At 63.2% G+C, this 17775-nt stretch carries 7 protein-coding genes; 5 read left to right on the top strand and 2 right to left on the bottom strand.

The window, feature by feature from the left end; genetic code table 11:
* Positions 1 to 12: 12 nt before the first annotated feature.
* Positions 13 to 1293 (top strand): competence/damage-inducible protein A, encoded by a 1281-nt coding sequence (locus BMZ18_RS12950; protein WP_068365415.1) that lies wholly within the window; start codon positions 13 to 15, stop codon positions 1291 to 1293.
* Positions 1294 to 1402: 109 nt separating this feature from the next.
* On the opposite strand, the gene BMZ18_RS12945 is transcribed toward BMZ18_RS12950, so the two are convergent.
* On the bottom strand, positions 1403 to 2995 hold the full coding sequence (locus tag BMZ18_RS12945) for an MFS transporter (protein WP_068365414.1): 1593 nt from the start codon (positions 2993 to 2995) through the stop codon (positions 1403 to 1405).
* A 117-nt stretch (positions 2996 to 3112) separates the two neighbouring features.
* Here BMZ18_RS12945 and BMZ18_RS12940 point away from each other — a divergent pair, with 117 nt between their 5' ends.
* Positions 3113 to 3709, top strand: coding sequence for a TetR/AcrR family transcriptional regulator (locus BMZ18_RS12940; RefSeq protein ID WP_068365413.1), 597 nt, complete (start codon positions 3113 to 3115; stop codon positions 3707 to 3709).
* A gap of 239 nt (positions 3710 to 3948) precedes the next feature.
* Here the strand turns inward: BMZ18_RS12940 and BMZ18_RS19430 are convergent, their stop codons facing one another.
* Positions 3949 to 5256 (bottom strand): sigma factor-like helix-turn-helix DNA-binding protein, encoded by a 1308-nt coding sequence (locus BMZ18_RS19430; protein ID WP_074922228.1) that lies wholly within the window; start codon positions 5254 to 5256, stop codon positions 3949 to 3951.
* A gap of 1082 nt (positions 5257 to 6338) precedes the next feature.
* Between BMZ18_RS19430 and BMZ18_RS12930 the strand changes: the two genes are divergently transcribed.
* The 3 genes from BMZ18_RS12930 to BMZ18_RS12920 are packed head-to-tail and all read left to right on the top strand — an operon-like array spanning position 6339 to position 17772.
* Complete coding sequence (locus BMZ18_RS12930; RefSeq protein ID WP_068365412.1) at positions 6339 to 10445, top strand: protein kinase domain-containing protein; 4107 nt, start codon at positions 6339 to 6341, stop codon at positions 10443 to 10445.
* Positions 10445 to 14035: a BREX-2 system adenine-specific DNA-methyltransferase PglX gene (gene pglX / locus BMZ18_RS12925; RefSeq protein ID WP_068365411.1), complete on the top strand. Its 3591-nt coding sequence runs from the start codon at positions 10445 to 10447 to the stop codon at positions 14033 to 14035. Before BMZ18_RS12930 ends, pglX begins: the two co-directional genes overlap by 1 nt.
* A complete protein-coding gene (locus BMZ18_RS12920; protein WP_068365410.1) occupies positions 14032 to 17772 on the top strand; it encodes a DUF6079 family protein in 3741 nt (1246 codons plus the stop codon). Before pglX ends, BMZ18_RS12920 begins: the two co-directional genes overlap by 4 nt.
* Positions 17773 to 17775: the final 3 nt, after the last annotated feature.

The following is a 17775-nucleotide window of genomic DNA, read 5'->3' as shown; positions in this document are numbered from 1 at the left end:
TAGTGTCGAGGCATGACAGTCCGTGCGGGTGTGGTCGTCACAGGTGGCGAGGTTCTGGCCGGTCGGGTCACCGACCGCAACGGGCCGTGGGTGGCCCAGCAGCTCCTGAGGATGGGTGTCGACGTCGCCCACCTGACGGTGTGCGGTGACCGGCCGGCCGATCTCACGGCCCAGGTCCGGTTCCTCGCCGATCAGCACGTCGACCTCATCGTCACGACCGGTGGCCTCGGCCCCACTGCGGACGACCTCACCGTCGAGACCGTCGCCGCGCTGTATGGCCGCGAGATGCATCTCGACGTCGAACTCGAAGGCAGCATCACGGCGATCGTCGAACGCTGGCGCAGTCGGCTCGGCAGCGTCGCCGACTCCGAACCCCTGAAAGCCGGGGTGCGCAAGCAGGCCATGGTTCCCGCCGGAGCGCAGTCGATTTCGCCGACAGGCACGGCACCGGGCGTGGCGATGGCCGACGACTCGGGGACACTCCCCGCGGTCCTCATCCTGCCGGGACCTCCCTCCGAGCTGCAGGCGATGTGGCCGGAAGCGATCAAGAGCGCACCCGTCGCCGCAGTGCTCGCGCGGCGAGAGTCAGTAGTCGAAGCCACCATTCGGGCTTATGGATTGTCGGAGGCCGACCTCGCCGCGACCTTGCGCACCGCAGAGAGTTCGATTGCCGGGTTCGGCGACCTCGCGATCACCACGTGCCTGTCGCGCGGTGAGCTCGAGATGGTCACGCGCTACGAGGAGTCCGCGGCCGCTGCGTACTCCGAGGTGTTGGCGCTCATCGAAAAGCACCACGGCGCGCAGATCTTCTCGACCGACGGATCCACCATCGACGACATCGTGGCAACCCGAGCCGGTGGCCGCCGCATCGCGACAGCGGAATCGTGCACCGGCGGCATGATCGCCGCACGGCTCACCAATCGGGCCGGCTCGTCGGCGTACGTGATGGGCGGCGTGGTGTCCTACGCCAACGAGGTGAAGATCGGCTCACTCGACGTCCCCGCCGCCATGATCGACGAGCACGGCGCCGTCAGCGAACCGGTGGCGGCCCGCATGGCAGAGGGGGCACTCCACCGCGTCGGTGCCGACATTGCCGTGTCGACCAGTGGGGTCGCGGGGCCGGGCGGCGGCACGGAGAGCAAGCCTGTCGGCACGGTGTGCTTCGGCATCGCTGTTGCGGGCCGACCGACCGTTACGCGGACGCTGCGTCTGCCCGGTGACCGCGCGAGTGTCCGGGCGCTGTCGGTCACCGTCGCGATGCACATGCTCGCGGACGCCCTGGGCGACGCCTGAACGTCATCGAACCCCGCACATCCGAGCGGCCAGTTCATCTTTCGCGATCTTCACCCAGCAATGGATGCACGACCGTTTCCACGCCTGTCGGTCGTGACGACGACTCGCGTCAGCCCATGTGGACCGGGGTGTCCCCGGCCGGCAGGTCGGTCTTGCGGGCTCGGACCAACACCAGCACGATCGGCGAGATCAGGACGACCATGATCGCCGCTGCCGCGAACGCATGCGCGTACCCGGAGACCTCTGCGGAGAACATGTAATCGATCGTCGAGGTGACGAAGTTGCGGATCGGTTCCGGCAAGGCCGCGAGCTCGGAGTCGGACGGCACCGTCTGCGAGGCCAGGGCCTCCGGAGGGACTCCGGCGGGCGGCACGGGCGCGGTGTTCGACGACAGGTACGACGATTTGGCGGACGTGTAGATCGTGGTGAAGACGGCGGTCCCCAAGGCGCCGCCGATCTGCAAGGCCGCGTTGACCAACGCACTGGCAGCGCCGGCGTCGTGATCGGCGACGCCGATCAGGGCGACGTTCTGCATCGGCACCATGAGCAGGCCCAGCCCGAGCCCGAGGAGCACCACTCCGGGAAGCACGTGCGTCCAGTAGGAGGTGTCCACACCGATCTGGGTGAGCAAGAGCAGACCGATAGCCGAGACAACGGGTCCGGCAGCCATCAACGGCTTCGGCCCTACCCGGGGCATCAGCGCCGACGCCGCGGCAGCGGTCATCATGATGCCGCCGGTCATGGGGAGCGACGCGACACCGGCGATGACGGGGCTAAATCCGAGGACGATCTGGAAGTAGAAGGTGAGGTACAGGGTTCCGCCGAGGAGCGCGGCACCCACGATCGCCGATCCAAGGTATGCCGACCCACGGTCACGATCGAGCAGGACACCCAGCGGGAGAAGCGGATTGGGTGAGCGCGACTCGACCACGACGAAGGCGGCGAGCAGAACGATGCCCAGCGCGATGAAGCTCAGGGTCGAAACGTTCGACCACCCGTCTTCCGCCTCGGTGAAGCCGTAGACCAGTGAACCGAGCCCGAGTGCGACCAGGATCGCACCGGGGACGTCGTACCGCGTGTCGCCCTCTGCCTTGCTCTCCTTCACCAGCGGGATGGCGGCTGCTGCGGCGATGATCGCGACGGGGACGTTGACCAGCAGGCACCACCGCCAGTTGGCGTACTCGGTGAGCACGCCGCCGAGCAGCAGGCCCACGGCCGCGCCGCCGCCGGCGATGGCACCGAAGACGCCGAACGCCTTGGCGCGCTCCTTCTCGTCCGTGAACGTGGTGGTCAGGATCGCCAGAGCAGCAGGGGCGAGGAGGGCGGCGAAGACGCCTTGGCCGGCACGGGCGGCGAAGAGCTGATAGCCCTCCTGCGCGAGTCCGCCGATGGCCGAGGCGATCGCGAATCCCGCCATGCCGACCAAGAAGGAACGCTTTCGACCCCAGTAGTCGGCGATGCGGCCGCCGAGCAGAAGCAAGGCACCGAAGGCCAGCGCGTAGGCCGTGATGACCCACGCGCGACCGCTGTCGCTGATGCCCAGGTCTTCCTGCGCCTGCGGCAGGGCGATATTGACGATGGTCGCGTCCAGCACGATCGTCAGCTGCGTGATGGCGACGATGCACAGCACCAGCCAGCGGCGCTCGTAGTTCGGATTGGCATCGTTCTTCTGGAAAGACACGATGTCGGGATTGGTGGTCACGGGCGTGCCTCGGTCCTGAGCAGATGTGCGGTGGGGCGTCTGATCGACGACGAGGAATGTAGCGTCGCGGACCGACAACGGTCAAACTAACTAGTTGGTTGGCGTACGATTCGGGCTGTGAAGTCGGACACGACACCTTCGCCCGCCGCCTCTGCCACCCGCGAACGCATACTGATCGCCGCACGCCGAGAGTTCGCCGAGCACGGTCTCGCCGGCGCGCGCGTCGACCGGATCGCACTGGCGTCACGCTCCAGCAAGGAGCGCCTGTACGCGTATTTCGGCGACAAGGAACGGCTGTTCGGCGCTGCGCTCGATCACGGTTTTCGAGGGTTTGTCGAGGCCGTGGAGTTCACACCACGCGACCTGCCCGGCTACGCCATGAATGCCTTCACCCGTCTCGCGAGCGAGAAGGACGAGCACAGGATGCTGCTCTGGGCGCAGTTGCAAGGCCATTCCCCCGCTACCGAGCACTCCGAGGTGATGCAGGAGCGTGTCCGCGCGGTCGAGCAGGCACAACGCGACGGGTTCATCGACTCCCACTGGGGTGCGGCAGATCTGATGACAATGATTTTCGGGGTGTTGTTCAGTTGGTTCACCACACCGGATCTCGGTCAGCCAACCCATCGACAATGGGACGATGCCGAGATTGCGCGGCGTCGCCTCGTCGTCGGCGAGGCGGTCCGACGAGCGGTGGAACCGCGGTCCGAGCGGTAGTCAGTCATCGCCAATCCGTAAGCGGCCGTGTAGTCCATGGTGGACAAGGACCCGCGGACCCCGCCGGAGTCGGCGCTGCTCCAGCAGTGACGCGAGACCACCCCGCCGCTCGCCACCCCCGCCACGGAGGGCCAGGCACCAGGCGTCAACGCCGACAAAAACTTGAACAAATATTGCATGCGCTGAGTCAAGAACTAGAAACTTACTATGAGCAGCTCGTCCAACCGCTGGACCTGAACTCAAATTGTATTGATCAAAGTTTCAAGATTCGGTTTGATGCAGTCCGAAACAAGAAGACCTACACCAACCTTCTCAAGCAAACTCCGCCACATTTCGTCGGGCGGCAGCTCGACCGCAATTACCGGAACGACTGCTTCGAGCCCGGCCTGGAGTGCATGCGCATACCTGAGAACTTGCCCCAATCCGATTCTGAGCTGGAATTCTAAATTGTCGACGGTGGCCGACTTCACCTCCACAACAAAAGTACGTTTGGACTCGGCGTCGTACAGTACTAAATCGAACAGTGGTCCGCTTACTGCTGGACTCCAGCACGATAGATTCAGCTGTGATGCAGCGCGGGCCACCTCGTTCTGGATTTTCGAATGACTACGCACCGCGCGTTCGAGAAGCCTATACTCACCGGTGTTGAGGTTACTTGGGAGAGCTATTTCCATGCAATCGGCAGCCGCGCGATAGGGAACGAAGTAAGATGCGTGAACGGTTTCATGGTCCGCGGAGAGCATCGGCGCAGGCACAACCACATCGTCGTCGACCTGGTCGAGAACAATTCCATGCACCAACTGCCAAGCGCGCACAAGAAGGAGGTTCCACGAACCAGTCAATTTTCGTATTGTTGCTGAGCTTGGGTAACCAATCCGATGTCGCTGCCACTCGTCATAGCCTTCGACCGTAGGCGGGCCCCCCACTGCCCTCCAATAATCGACTACCGACTGGACCGCCGCGACTTCGTCGAAATCTTTAGCTGGACCCGAGTGGGGGTTCGGGGTCAGCCCCGCAGCTAAAAGGGCTTCCCTCCATGATCCGTATCGCAGCAACATAGTTTGCTTTCCGGGTCGAGCTCGACCATCCGGTAAAGTCGATTCTGCCCGGACATATTCGTCGTAAGACGCGGCCGTGAGGTTTCCGACGGTTCTAGCTGCGGCCGCCTTCAGGGATTCGAATAATTCGTTGTTCGTGTACTTCTTGCTTGGCCTGCGCGGGGCTCGAGCCAAAACCTCATAATCAGGAATGGTTTCCGCCAAGCATTTTCGGACCCAGCTTGATGGCAAGTTAAGAGCCGAAGCAGTTTCATCGACGTTGCGACTATCTAAAAATTTGCTACGGATTTCGAGAGACCGCAATGAGATTGCCCGCCGCTCGCGCGCTAGCTTGGTCTCCGCCAAGGTCCGGGGCTCTAAACCGAGCCGCTTGAGCCGTTGTCGCACGGCCTCGCGCGTAATGCCCTCGATTTGGCCCACTTCTTCCAAAGTGAGGAATTCATCGGTGTATCGGCGCAACCAAAGGGGGGCTGGAACCGGAACGCTCACGCCACTAACCTCGCTTCGACCGTATCAGCTTGCAAACTGCCCGAGCCGATGCCGCTTGAGGTGACGTCCATTGTTGAATCTTACACGACGCTCCGGCGCGTTTGCGTCAGTGGCGGACGCAGACCTGTAGCCCTTGCTCCTCCAAGGATTGGTTGGCCTTTTTCACATTTACCGCGGCGTCGTTATCGTGCCTTGTGTATGCTAGAGCCTGTCCAACGGTCTCTCAGCGTGCTCTTCGCCGCGTGATCGCGCAACCCGGCCCGAAAGCGGCGTCTGGTTTGGCCGCCGTCTGCGAGATAGGCACTCGCGCGTTCGGTATTTGCGGCTCGCCTCAGTATTTCCCTTCCCACCCCCCACGCTTAACCATGTTCGATCTCGGCGTCCGCGCCAAAAGCCCCTTTGCCGGCAAACTACTTGTGGACGGGTCTGATACACGTGAGCCGCATGTAACATTCAACCGGTGGGCTCTGCGCCAACCGAGCTCACACCATCCGCCGCCAGGGCGCGCGCCGCTTCCATGCCGGGCAACCTGTCCCATGATCATCTGGCTGCGCAAAGCATTCCCTTAGTACTTCGAAGAACTCACAGTCTCACCTGATTCGCTCCCGGCCCGCAGCGCTGGTGATCCCCTGGTGCCACACCGACCAAGTGCGTCGATCGATCCATCCCAGGGCAACGACCTCCATTTCGTCCTAACACAACCGCGCGTACCTGAGACAGTGCAGTGCTCGCTCATCATCGGTTCCTGCCGCCACGATGTCGTCGTCGATCGCCCAGAACCTTCCGAGTACTGCTGGGCGAGTTCGAAACGACGTTGACCGATTTGGACCAGAAGGGCGAAGACCGCCACCAGAATGCCGCATACAGTCGTGATGTCGATCAGCACAGACCCCTCCAGGTCGCTCGTGTAACCCGAACCCCGCTGGTGGGCCGCTGAGCCGACGCCGATTGTCAACGCCGCCCCTCAGCAGGAAGTGCCAGCATCTCGGGAGTACCGGCGAAGCCAATCCGGTGTTGATAGGGTCGCACAGCATCCGGTGACTACCCCGTAGAAGCCGGTTCCTAGAGTTCGAGGCGGTGGCGTGGCGTACGTGAACGATCGGTGGGTCGAGGTATCCAAGTCGGCGTTCGCGCACGAAACCGCAGGTCTGGAGCTCATCAGGACCTTGCTTCCGAACTCGTCTCCGTACCGAGCGTGGACCAACTTCGAGTTCATGGACAACCACGGCCAGTGGCACGAAATCGATGCTCTGGTGCTCGGCAGACGTCGGTTGCACCTGGTGGAACTCAAGAGCTACACCGGAGTTCTTCAGGGCAACGAGAACAGCTGGGTCCGCACAACCCCAGGCGGTAGGACGCACACACAACGGTCGCCGTTGCTCATCACTCGGCGTAAAGCCCAGCGACTGGCGACGCGCATCGAAGAAGAAGCACGCAAGGTCGCTGTGGAGAACGGTCTCGATCCCGAGAAGGTACGGCGCGCCCTACCGTTCGTTCAGGAGTCGGTCTTTCTGCACGGGTCTCCGTTCACCACCGATCTCTCCGACCTGGCCAAGTCAAGCCTGTTCGGACCCGATGGCTCCGAGCAGAAAACCGGGCTGCCTGGACTTTCGAACCGTCTCCTCGAACCTCCGACCGACAGCAGGCGAGTCGACGAAGATCTCAGCGTCATCATCGCGCTGGCCCTGAAGAACCTGGGTATTTCCAGGCGAACGGAGAGGGACGCCGGTTCGTGGACCATCACTGGCACGCCGATCGCGAGCGGCGAGGACTGGCAGGAGTGGCCGGCGAAGCAGAAGGTCACTCAGGAGCTCGGGCGCGCGCGGATTGTCTCTCTGCGGCGCGGCACGCCCGCAAACGCGCGCGACGCGGCCTACCGAAAGTTCGAACGTGAGTACTCGCTCCTGAGCGCGCTCCGACACGAGAGCATCGTGGCACCCCGTGACCTGGTCCAGGACGACGACGGCAACACGGTCATCGTTTACCCCGAGACGCCGGGCTACGAGCCTCTGGATCTCGCGTTGACGACTCGTTCTCTCACGGCCGAGCAGCAGCTGCGGATCCTGACCGACATCTCCGAGGCGGTGGGATACGCGCATCGCAACTCGGTCGCCCACCGCGGCCTCGGGCCGTCGACGGTTCTCATACACACCGAGAAGCTGGACAAGGGCCAGATCAGCGTTCGGCTCGCGGATTGGTCGTGGGCCGGCCGTGTACACAGCGGCGACACCCGCGCGGTCACAGTTCTCGGTACGTCGATTGCCACCGGCACAGCACCCTCCGACGACGTGTATCAAGCGCCCGAGGATCGCTGGGCTGTCGACGGCGACCGCATGGCGTTGGATGTCTTCTCGCTCGGCGCCCTCGCGTATTTCCTTCTGTCGGGAGGCCAACCCCCCGCCCGCGATCGCGGTGCGCTGCTCGAGCGGTTGAGGCGAGAGAATGGCCTCGATCTTGCTGCGTCGGGTGGTCGCTTCGTGGACGAACAGGTGCGCGCACTCGTTCTGCGCGCGACACACCCCGCGGTGACCAAGAGGGTCGGAACCGACCCCAAGTCCGGGCAGCCGAGCTTCGGCGCGCAACAATTCGCATCCGAACTGAACGCGTTCCGGCACCGCCAGCTGCCCGCCGTCGAACTGGAGATAGACCCTCTCAATCCGACGCCAGGTGCCCTTCTCAGCGGTCGATTCGAAGTCGTGAAGGTTTTGGGCTCGGGATCGACGGCACGCGGAGTCCTGGTCCAAGACCGCAATCACGACGATGCGCTTCGCGTGCTGAAGATCGGCCTCGACGACAGCGCAGTCGATCGGCTTCGGGATGAAGCCGAGGTGCTGTCCACGATCGCCGCCCTCGCTCCTCCGGTGCCGGGCGTCGTCACCCTGTTCGAGGGACCCCTTGACCTGGCCGAGAACCGTGTGGCACTGCTACTGAGCCATGGTGGTGACCAAACACTCGCAGATGTTGTCCGCTATACGCCGCTGGGCGAGGCGCAGCTCGAGAGGTGGGGCAAGGAACTGCTGGACACGGTGGTCGCTCTGGATGCAGCAGGCATCACCCACCGCGACATCAAGCCAGCAAACCTCGGCCTCGCCCGCACAGAGGGAAAGCCTCGCGGATCCACGGTGCGCCTTGCACTGTTCGACTTCTCCCTGTCGCGCGCATCCGTGGATCAGCTCGATGCTGGCACGCCGCCTTACCGGGACCCGTTCCTGGGCTCGGGGTTGCGCACGGCCTTCGATTCGTCCGCCGAGCGCTATTCGGTCGGGGTTGTGCTCTTCGAGATGGCCACCGCGTCGACTCCGCAGTACGGGGACGGCATCAGCGATCCTGGCGCACTGCAGGACGAAGTGACCGTGGCTCCCGAAATGTTTACCGCCGGCGGTCTCAGTCGCAGCCGCGCGGAAGCATTGGTGGACTTCTTCCGGACTGCGTTGGCGCGAGACGCACGGTCACGATTCGAGACGTCATCGGCCATGCGCGATGCCTGGACCGCAGTTTTTGCAGCGAATACGAAGCCGAACGGGCGTCCGACAAACCCCGCGAAGCCGTCCGTCCCTCGTGCGTCCGACTCCGCGCCCGCGTCGATCACGTCGCTTCGGAATCTCATGTCCGAGTTCGTCAAGACTGCGGGAGCGAAGCCCGCGACCATCCGTCGCCAGGTCGTCGAGCTCGTCCTGGGGTCGCACGCCCAGGCCCCGGACGACGCTTTCGTCACGTATCAGGAGTTGGCCTCGCTCGTTGGCGTCACATCTGGACGGGTCGCACAAATTTTCGGCGATTTCGACAGCATCTGGGCGAAGAATCCGGCCCTCGATACGACTGTCCGGGACCTCATCGGGCGCATGACGGTCGTCCTTGAGTCGAGCGGCGGCGCGTCGACGCCGGACTTACTCGCTCGTGAGCTGATTCGCGACATGTCCTCCGAGGGCGTCGACCGACCCGGGCGCGCCGGGTTCGGCTTGGTTCGCCTTCTGCTCGCGTCGCAAGGATCTACCGTTGAATCCGATGACGGCGTCGACCACACCCTGCACATGATCCGGCGACGGGAATCGCGTTCTGTGGCCATGATTGCCACCGCAGCGATTCCCCGGCGACTGCCGGCCGCGCTGGCCGCTGAGGCCGAGCGTCTCGTAACCGAGGCAGCGTCCCAGGGGATACACGTCGTCGGTCCCCCCGATGCCGAGACATCGCTCCGCGCGGTCGCGGCCGGCGTGCTCGACGTGGCGCCCTTCGATATCGAGATTCCGGGCCACGTTCTCGTCCGCATTGCCACTGCAGGCTCGGCTGTTGCCGCCCTGTCCGCGCGGGACGAGCTGCACTCGCGCACGTTGCGGCCGGACGATTCGCTGGGAATCTTGCTCCGGGGGTTGTCGACGTCGGATTCGTTCGACCGCTCCGAACTCGAGTCGCGCCTGGCCGCTCGCTTCCCTGCCCTGACGGACACTGTGCCCCGCCGTCCCGGCTTGGATGCACTCGTCGGCCGGCTGGTGCCCGGGCTGCACTGGGACGAGGCCGCACGACGCTACGTGTTCGGACAGGCTCCGAATCTGGCATCGCACGTTCCCACTCGACACACGAGGACCGCGGTTCTCGCGCATCAAGCACCCGGTACGGATCACCTCGACGCGGTATTGCGCGCAAGTATCCAGGACCGCACCTTCCGTGCACTCGGCGTACCCCTGGGATCGACGGACGAGGTCGCGGCGGCCCTTGTCTCCCTGTACGGTGCCCTGCACATCGACGTGACCGAACTGCTCCTGACGCATCTACGCGGTCAGGCACGCAAGGCTGCAATTTCGTGGGCGAACATTCTGGCGGCCGATGCCGGCGCGGCGAATGACCGAAGTAATCTGCGCGGATTCGTCGCCGACTCCATCCCTGTGCTGCTCGACGCAGTGAACGACGCAGGGGCGCCCGTCGTCTTGACGGACCTGTCGACCTTGGCGGCCTACGGGCAGCTGGGGGTCCTGCGTACCTGGGCCGACCTGTCGTCGCCGCCCACACACGCGATCTGGGCCCTGATTCCTCAGCGCCCGGAATCCGGCGGGTTGCCTGGTTCTGTGGTGGACGGCGTACCGATGGCGCTGAATAGCCCGGAGCAGTTCGTACAGTTCGGTCGTCGTGATGTCGCGTCGTTGCTGACGCGCACGCCTTCGACGTCACCCGCTTCGATCGAGGAGACCTCCTGATGGCGTTGGCTACCACTGCCGGAGCACAGCTGACAGCAGCTTTGAGGCCGCAACTGGTGATGCTTGTCGACGATATTCGCGCACGCATCAGCGCGGATCCTGACGAGCTCGAAGTATGGCGTGCGACTCACACTGAGGCGATCGCCGAGAAGCGAACCGCGGCGTCGTGGACGGACTGGTCGGAGGACCAGATCACCCAGGCGGCGGTCGGGTGGTTGCTGACCTCGGTGTTCGTGCGCTTCTGCGAAGACAACCTCCTGCTCGGGAAGAACCGCGTCTGGATTGCAGGTCCCGACCGCGGACTTCGTCAACGCGCCGAGGATGCCGAGAACGAGTTCTACCGTCAAAACCAGTCGCTGTCCTACCGCGAATGGTTGGAAACCGCGTTCGAAGCGCTGAGTGCTTGCGCTGCCACTCGCGCATTGGTGGACAACCATGCTGCGCTGAACATTGCGTCCCCCAGTTCTGATGCCGTGCAAGCACTTCTGGCGTTTTGGAGACGGACGTCCGACGACGGAGAACTGATCTGGAGCTTCGCTGACCCCACGTTGTCCACACGCTTCTTGGGTGATCTCTATCAAGATCTCTCGGATTTCGCGAAGAAGAAGTACGCGCTCTTGCAGACGCCGGAGTTCGTAGAGGAGTTCATCCTCGACCGCACGATGGAGCCGGCGCTCCGGGATCGCCCGCTCGAGGGATTCGCGCTCATCGATCCGACCTGCGGCAGTGGCCACTTCCTTCTCGGAGCGTTTGCACGGTTGGTGGAACGGTGGCACCAAGCTGCTCCGGGGATGGAACTCCGCGCGAGAGTCGATCGCGCCTTGGCTTCGGTTCACGGAGTCGATATCAACCCGTTCGCCGTAGCAATCGCCAAGTTCAGGTTGATCGTCGCCGCTCTCCAGGCGTGCGGAGAAGCGTCACTTCTCGATGCCCCCAAATTCACGCTCAATCTCGCAGCAGGAGACGCGCTACTCCACGGTCCGGAGCGTGATGGCACTGACGCCTTCGACTTCGACGATCGGCGTGTGGACAAAAATGCCATTGCCTCGGGCTTCAGTTACAGCACAGAAGACGCTTCTACCCTGAGGAAGTTTCTCACTCCCGGTTCGTATGACGTGGTCGTAGGGAACCCGCCCTATATCGTTGTCAGCGACAAAGCTCTGAATGACCGCTACCGCGAGCTGTACTCGTATTGCAAAGGCACATACGCCTTGACGGTTCCGTTCATGGAGCTTTTCTTCAAGCTAGCCCGTAGTGGAGATCGGGCCGGGTGGACCGGTCAGATCACGTCGAACTCATTCATGAAACGTCAGTTCGGCGTGCCACTGATCGAGGACTTCCTCGCCAATCGAGATCTGCATCTGATCGCCGACACGTCCGGAGCCTACATTCCGGGGCACGGCACGCCCACGCTTATTCTGACAGGCCGAAATAGGAGTCGGCGGACCGATACAGTCAGGGCGGTTCTGGGGATTCAAGGCGAGCCCGGAGCCCCAGTAGAACCGGAAAATGGTCTTGTTTGGCGCGCAATCGTTGAAAATCTCGACAAACCAGGCTTCGAGAACCAGTTGATATCGGTTGTCGACGTCCCCAGAAATTTGCTTGAAAGGCACCCGTGGTCGTTGTCAGGCGGTGGTGCGGCTGAGCTCCAGGTCGCTATCGAAGAAGCAAGTAGTTCCGCACTCGGCGCTCACACGAGAGTAATTGGACGTACATGTCATACCGGAGCAGATGAAGGCTACTTCGGAAGGGCCGGTTGCTGGCAACGCATTTCTATCGGAGATAGGCACACGGTCGAACTGGTGACTGGAAACGCCCTCCGCGACTGGACCTGCACCGTCGAGGTGAGTTCAATATTTCCCTACGATCAATCATTAAAGCCCACCATTGCAGACCCGTACCTCCACAGGGCTTTATGGCGAAATCGAACGCTACTTTCCGCGCGTCGCGAGCCAGGTGGCACCCACGCGGAGATAGGACTCACATGGTTCGAATGGAGCCGATGGCATCCTGAACGATTCAGCGTCCCGCTGGGAATAGCTTTCGCCTTCGTGGCCACTCACAACCACTTCGTGCTGGATCGCGGCGGAAAGGTGTTCAAGCAGTCCGCGCCGGTGATCAAGTTGCCGAAGGACGCGACGGAAGACGACCACCTCCGACTTCTCGGCACGCTGAACAGCTCAACGGCCTGCTTCTGGCTGAAGCAGAACAGCCACGACAAAGGTAATGGCGGCATTGGCGGGGGAATTGCTTCGGAGGAGTGGGAGAGATTTTTCGAGTTCACCGGAACCACTCTTAAAGACTTCCCGCTACCTCAGCGCTTACCGCTAAATCGCAGCGCGACGATCGACAAACTTGCTCGGCGAGTTGCGGAACATGAGCCCGCCGCGGCTCTCGAGAATGGCGCAACCAAGCCCGTCATCGAGTCCGCTCATACCGAGCACACACGCTTGCGCGCATTGATGATTGCCGAGCAAGAGGAGCTCGATTGGGAGATGTACCTCAACTATGGGCTCATCGATGCCGATCTCACCGTGCCGGCAGGCACCTCACCGGAGATCCGCACTGGACAACGTGCATTCGAGATAGTTCTCGCGCGTAGGGTTGCTGCGGGCGACGTCGAGACCGCATGGTTCTCGCGACACGGCTCGACACCTATCACCGACATCCCCTCACATTGGCCGGACGCATACAAACAACTTGTCGAAAAGCGCATCGAGGCGATCGAATCGAACAAGTTCGTTCGCCTGCTCGAGAGGCCCGAGTACAAGCGACGATGGGCTGGCGACTCGTGGGATACGAAGCTCCAGGAAGCGTTGAAGAACTGGCTGCTGGACAAGCTCGAGGACCGATCGCTGTGGTTCGGCGCGCAGGGGACACCCGCGCCCCGCTCGGTCGGTGAGCTTGCCGGCCACGTCGAGACAAATTCGGAGTTCATCGAGGCACTCGATCTCTGGGCCGGTCGGAAGGATGCGCCCGTCACCGCCACCTTGGTGACGTTGCTTTCCGATCAATCCGTCCCTTACCTCGCAGCCCTGCGATACAAGGAGTCCGGGTTGCGGAAACGTGCCGAATGGGAACGGGTTTGGGACCTCCAGCGGCAGGAGGACGCCGGACTCGTCGTTGCCACCGATATACCGGTGCCCCCCAAGTACACGGGTGCGGACTTCGCCAAACAGTCCTACTGGTCCCACCGGGGCAAGCTGGATGTACCCAAGGAACGCTTCATCCTGTACCCGAACGCCGGTCGTGAAACCGATCCGACACCCCTGCTCGGCTGGGCGGGGTGGGACCACGCGCAACAGGGCATCGCACTGGCCGCGATCTACGCGCAACGTGAAGCCGAGGGTGTCGACCTCGAACGTCTGACTCCTCTCGTAGCCGGGATCGCCGAGCTCCTTCCCTGGGTACGTCAATGGCACTCGGGTGTCGATCCGACCTTCAGCCTCGACCTTGCCGACTACCTCACAGCGCAGCTTCACGAGAAGTCGGCCGCCGTGGACACTGCTGTCGACGACCTGAAGCGCTGGCGGCCAGCCTCCACGACCCGCGGCCGCTCAGCTGCACCACGAAAGGTAGCCCCGCAGTGACCCTGTCCGGACCCTCACACACATCGGCTCGCACAATCCGCGACACCTTCGCCATCCCGGAGTCGCGCGGCACGGACGATTATGTTCTACGACTGTCCGATTCGGTCGAGTCGGCCCGCGTCGCCGCCACCATCGACAGTTACGTCGTCACACCGGCACTCGTCGACGCCTTCGACAGCGCACTGTCCGTCGTCGACGAAGCGTTACGGACCCGCGAGAACAAAGCCGCTTTCCTGGAAGGCTCCTTCGGTTCCGGTAAGTCGCACTTCATGGCCGTCCTGCATGCCGTGCTGGGACGATCCCCCGATGCACTCGCAGTTCCCGAACTCCAACCGCTGATCGCGAAGCACTCCGCACTGGAGAACGCGAAAATACTTAGACTCACATTTCACTTCCTCGACGCGGACACCATCGAGTCAGCACTCTTCGACCAGTACCTACGACAAATGGCCATGCTCCATCCGAACACCCTTCCTCCTGTTCTGCACTCTGCAGGAGGACTGTTCGCCGACGCGGACAACAGGCGTCGAGAAGTGGGTGATGACGCCTTCTTCGCCACTCTCAGCGCCGCCGCGCCCAACACCGGCAGCACCGTTAACTGGGGCGCGCTCGGACAGGGAACAGGCACGTGGAACGCCGAGACATACGCAGCCGCTACAGCTCCGAACGCGGACCTGGCGTCCAGATCCAAGCTGCAGCAAGCACTCATCGCCACATACTTCACGAGCTACTCGCGCAATACCGACTGGCTTCCCCTCGAAGACGGCCTGGCGGTCATCGCCGATCACGCCAAATCCCTCGGGTATGACGCCGTGGTGCTGATGCTCGACGAGCTGGTTCTGTGGCTCACGTTCATGGTGAGCGCTCGGGAACGGTTCAACGGCGAGGTTCAGAAGATCACCAAGCTGGTGGAGACGAGTCGAGGACGCCTGGCCGTACCGATTGCTTCTTTCCTCGCCAGACAGCACGACCTGAGCCGCTGGCTCTCCACTGGAGCGGAGTCCGGCGCCACCCAACAGGCTTTGGAGCAGGCTTTCGCGCACCAGGCCGGGCGCTTCGGCACCGTCGTCCTGGGCGACGAGAACCTTCCCTACATCGCCAACCGGCGCCTTCTGCAACCACGCAGCGCCGCCGCCTCAGCGGATCTCGCGACTGCATTCGCTCGCCTGGATCGAAGCCCCCGAGTCTGGGATGTGCTGCTCGACGGCGTCAACACCGACGACCAGCATCGGGGATCCGACTCGGATGCATTCAAGCTGACCTACCCGTTCTCCCCCGCGCTGCTCGACACCCTTCGATCGTTGTCGGGTCAGATGCAGCGCGAACGCACCGCCTTGAAGGTCATGCAGCAGATACTTTCCGACAAGGCCGACGAGCTCACCATCGACAACGTCATTCCGGTCGGTGATGCCTTCGACTACATCATCGACAGCGCGAACGCGACGCCGATCAATGATGCCGCGGCGCGAACCTTCAAGACCGCACGAACGCTCTGGACCGAGAAACTGCGGCCGCTGCTGTTCCGCAACGCCGGCGTCGCCGACACGGTGGCGGACCGAGACGTCCCGGCAGGCCTACGAGCAGATATCCGCGTGGCGAAGACGCTGCTGATGTCGGCCGTCGCCCCCAATGTTCCCGCGCTGAAGCAAATCGACGCCTCACGGCTCGCCTCGCTGAACCACGGAAGCGTCGTCAGCTTGATTCCGGGTGATCAGATCGGTCAGATCACCAGCAAAGTCAAGCAGTGGGCCGCGGACATCCCCGAGCTTTCCGTCACCAATGATCCCAACCCGATCATCTCCGTCACTCTCGAATCGGTTGACTACGAGCGGATCGTCTCGCGCGCGCAGGCCGAGGACACGGACGGTCGTCGACGGGAACTCATGCGCGAAATCCTCGCCGAACAGCTCGGTGTGTCGGATGCACAACAGACCGTTGACAACGCGCTCCTGCGTAGCGTGACGTGGAGAGCGACGCGGCGACAGGTCGAGATCGTGTTCGGCAATGTTCGCGACCACGGGTATCTGCCGGACGAGTCCTTCCGTCCCTCGGTGGACGGTGCGCTGCGGCTGGTCGTGGATCTGCCGTTCGACGACGCCGGACACACGACCGCCGAGGACCACGACCGTGTCGATCAACTGACCAGGACTAGTCAGAACCGTTTCACCGTGGTGTGGCTGCCCAGCTTCTTCCCCGAGAAGGTCACCCGACAACTCGGACGACTGGTCATTCTCAACTACGTACTCGCCGGCGACCGGTGGGCCAGCTACGCCAACGAGCTGTCCGAGGCCGACCGAGCCGCAGCACGGTCGATCCTGCAACAGCAGCAAGCACAGGTACGCGGCCAGCTCGGTACAGCCGTTCAGATCGCCTACGGCGTGGCGGCCGGAGCAACTTTCCCCGAGGGACAGCCTCCCCTACGGTCGCTGCATGCTGGGTTCGCGGTGCAACCACCCATCGGGAACACGTTGGCGGAAGCCGCCAACCGCCTGCTCCGGGATGCCTTCGACGCCCTTTACCCCGATCATCCGGACTTCACGCCGGCGGACAGAGCGATCACGCGTACCGAACTGAACCTGGTACTCAAGCGTCTGCGCGAGGCACAATCTCAGGCCGATGGGCGTCTCCCACTCGATCGGGCGGAACGCGATACGGCGCGACGCATCGTCGAGCCGATAGAGCTGGCACGCACCAGTGAAACGCACCTGCTGTTCGGCCCGGAACATTTCGCATCGTGGCGTAGCCGCATCACGCAGGAACTGTCGCGAGTCTCGATCGATCAAGGCGACGACGTACCGATCGAGGTGCTCCGCACCGCCATCGCTCCGAAGGGCAGCCGGCGCGGTTTGACCGACGACATGGTCGACCTCATTGCCGGAGCATGGGCAGCGCAGAGCAAACGCTCATGGTTTCTCCACGGGTCCCCGATCGACGAACCCGCTGTCGGAGACTTCCGGCGAGGAACCGTGGCGCGGCTCGAACCGCTCCCCGACCCTCGCATGTGGGGTGCGGCGTGTCGTCGGTGGAACACACTCGTGGGCCGGCCGGTCAACGATTACCTCACCGCGACCAATGTCGCTGTCTTCGCACGTGAGGTTCAGGACGTCGCGGCGTCCGGCAGATCCGACCGATCACGTCTGGTCGATGCACTACGCGCCGCGTACACAGCTGTGGCGCTTCCGGAGTCGGAGGACAGGCTCACTCTGGCTGTGGAGTTGGTCGACCTACTCGACATCCGCATTCCGCATCTCGACTCTCTTGCGCTCGTCAAGGCAGTGGCCGAGACCACGTTCACGGGGACGGACGTCGAGGCAGGGAAGTCTTTGGCGACTACGACGAGCGTGTCGACCGCACTCGCATCGTTCTCCCTCGACAAGCTGACCGTGCTGAAGAACGCACGTACCGCCAACGACGACCGTGGCCGACGCGCGGGAATGATCGTCGACGCGTTGGCCGCCGCCTTGGCTGCGCACGAGCTCGTCCGCCCGTTGTCGGCTGCGCTGGAAACGTGTGCGCGCGATCGCGACTCCTGGTTGGAAGAGGGCGTGACCTCGGGCCCACCGGGGCCGCCTATCAATCCCCCGGAGCCGCCCGTGGATCCGCCGATCGAGCCCGATCACGTGTTCCTGGTCGACAGAATGGTCGGTTATTCCGTTCTCGAAAAACGGGTGCGAGAGCTGTTGGCCGCAGATCCGAACGCGCGGTTCCAGATCACCATCTCGAAAATGCCACGGTGATGT

The sequence above is a fragment of the Rhodococcoides kroppenstedtii genome, from assembly GCF_900111805.1.
In the GTDB taxonomy this organism is placed as follows: Bacteria; Actinomycetota; Actinomycetes; order Mycobacteriales; family Mycobacteriaceae; genus Rhodococcoides; species Rhodococcoides kroppenstedtii.
This window is presented reverse-complemented; position numbering and strand designations above follow the sequence as displayed.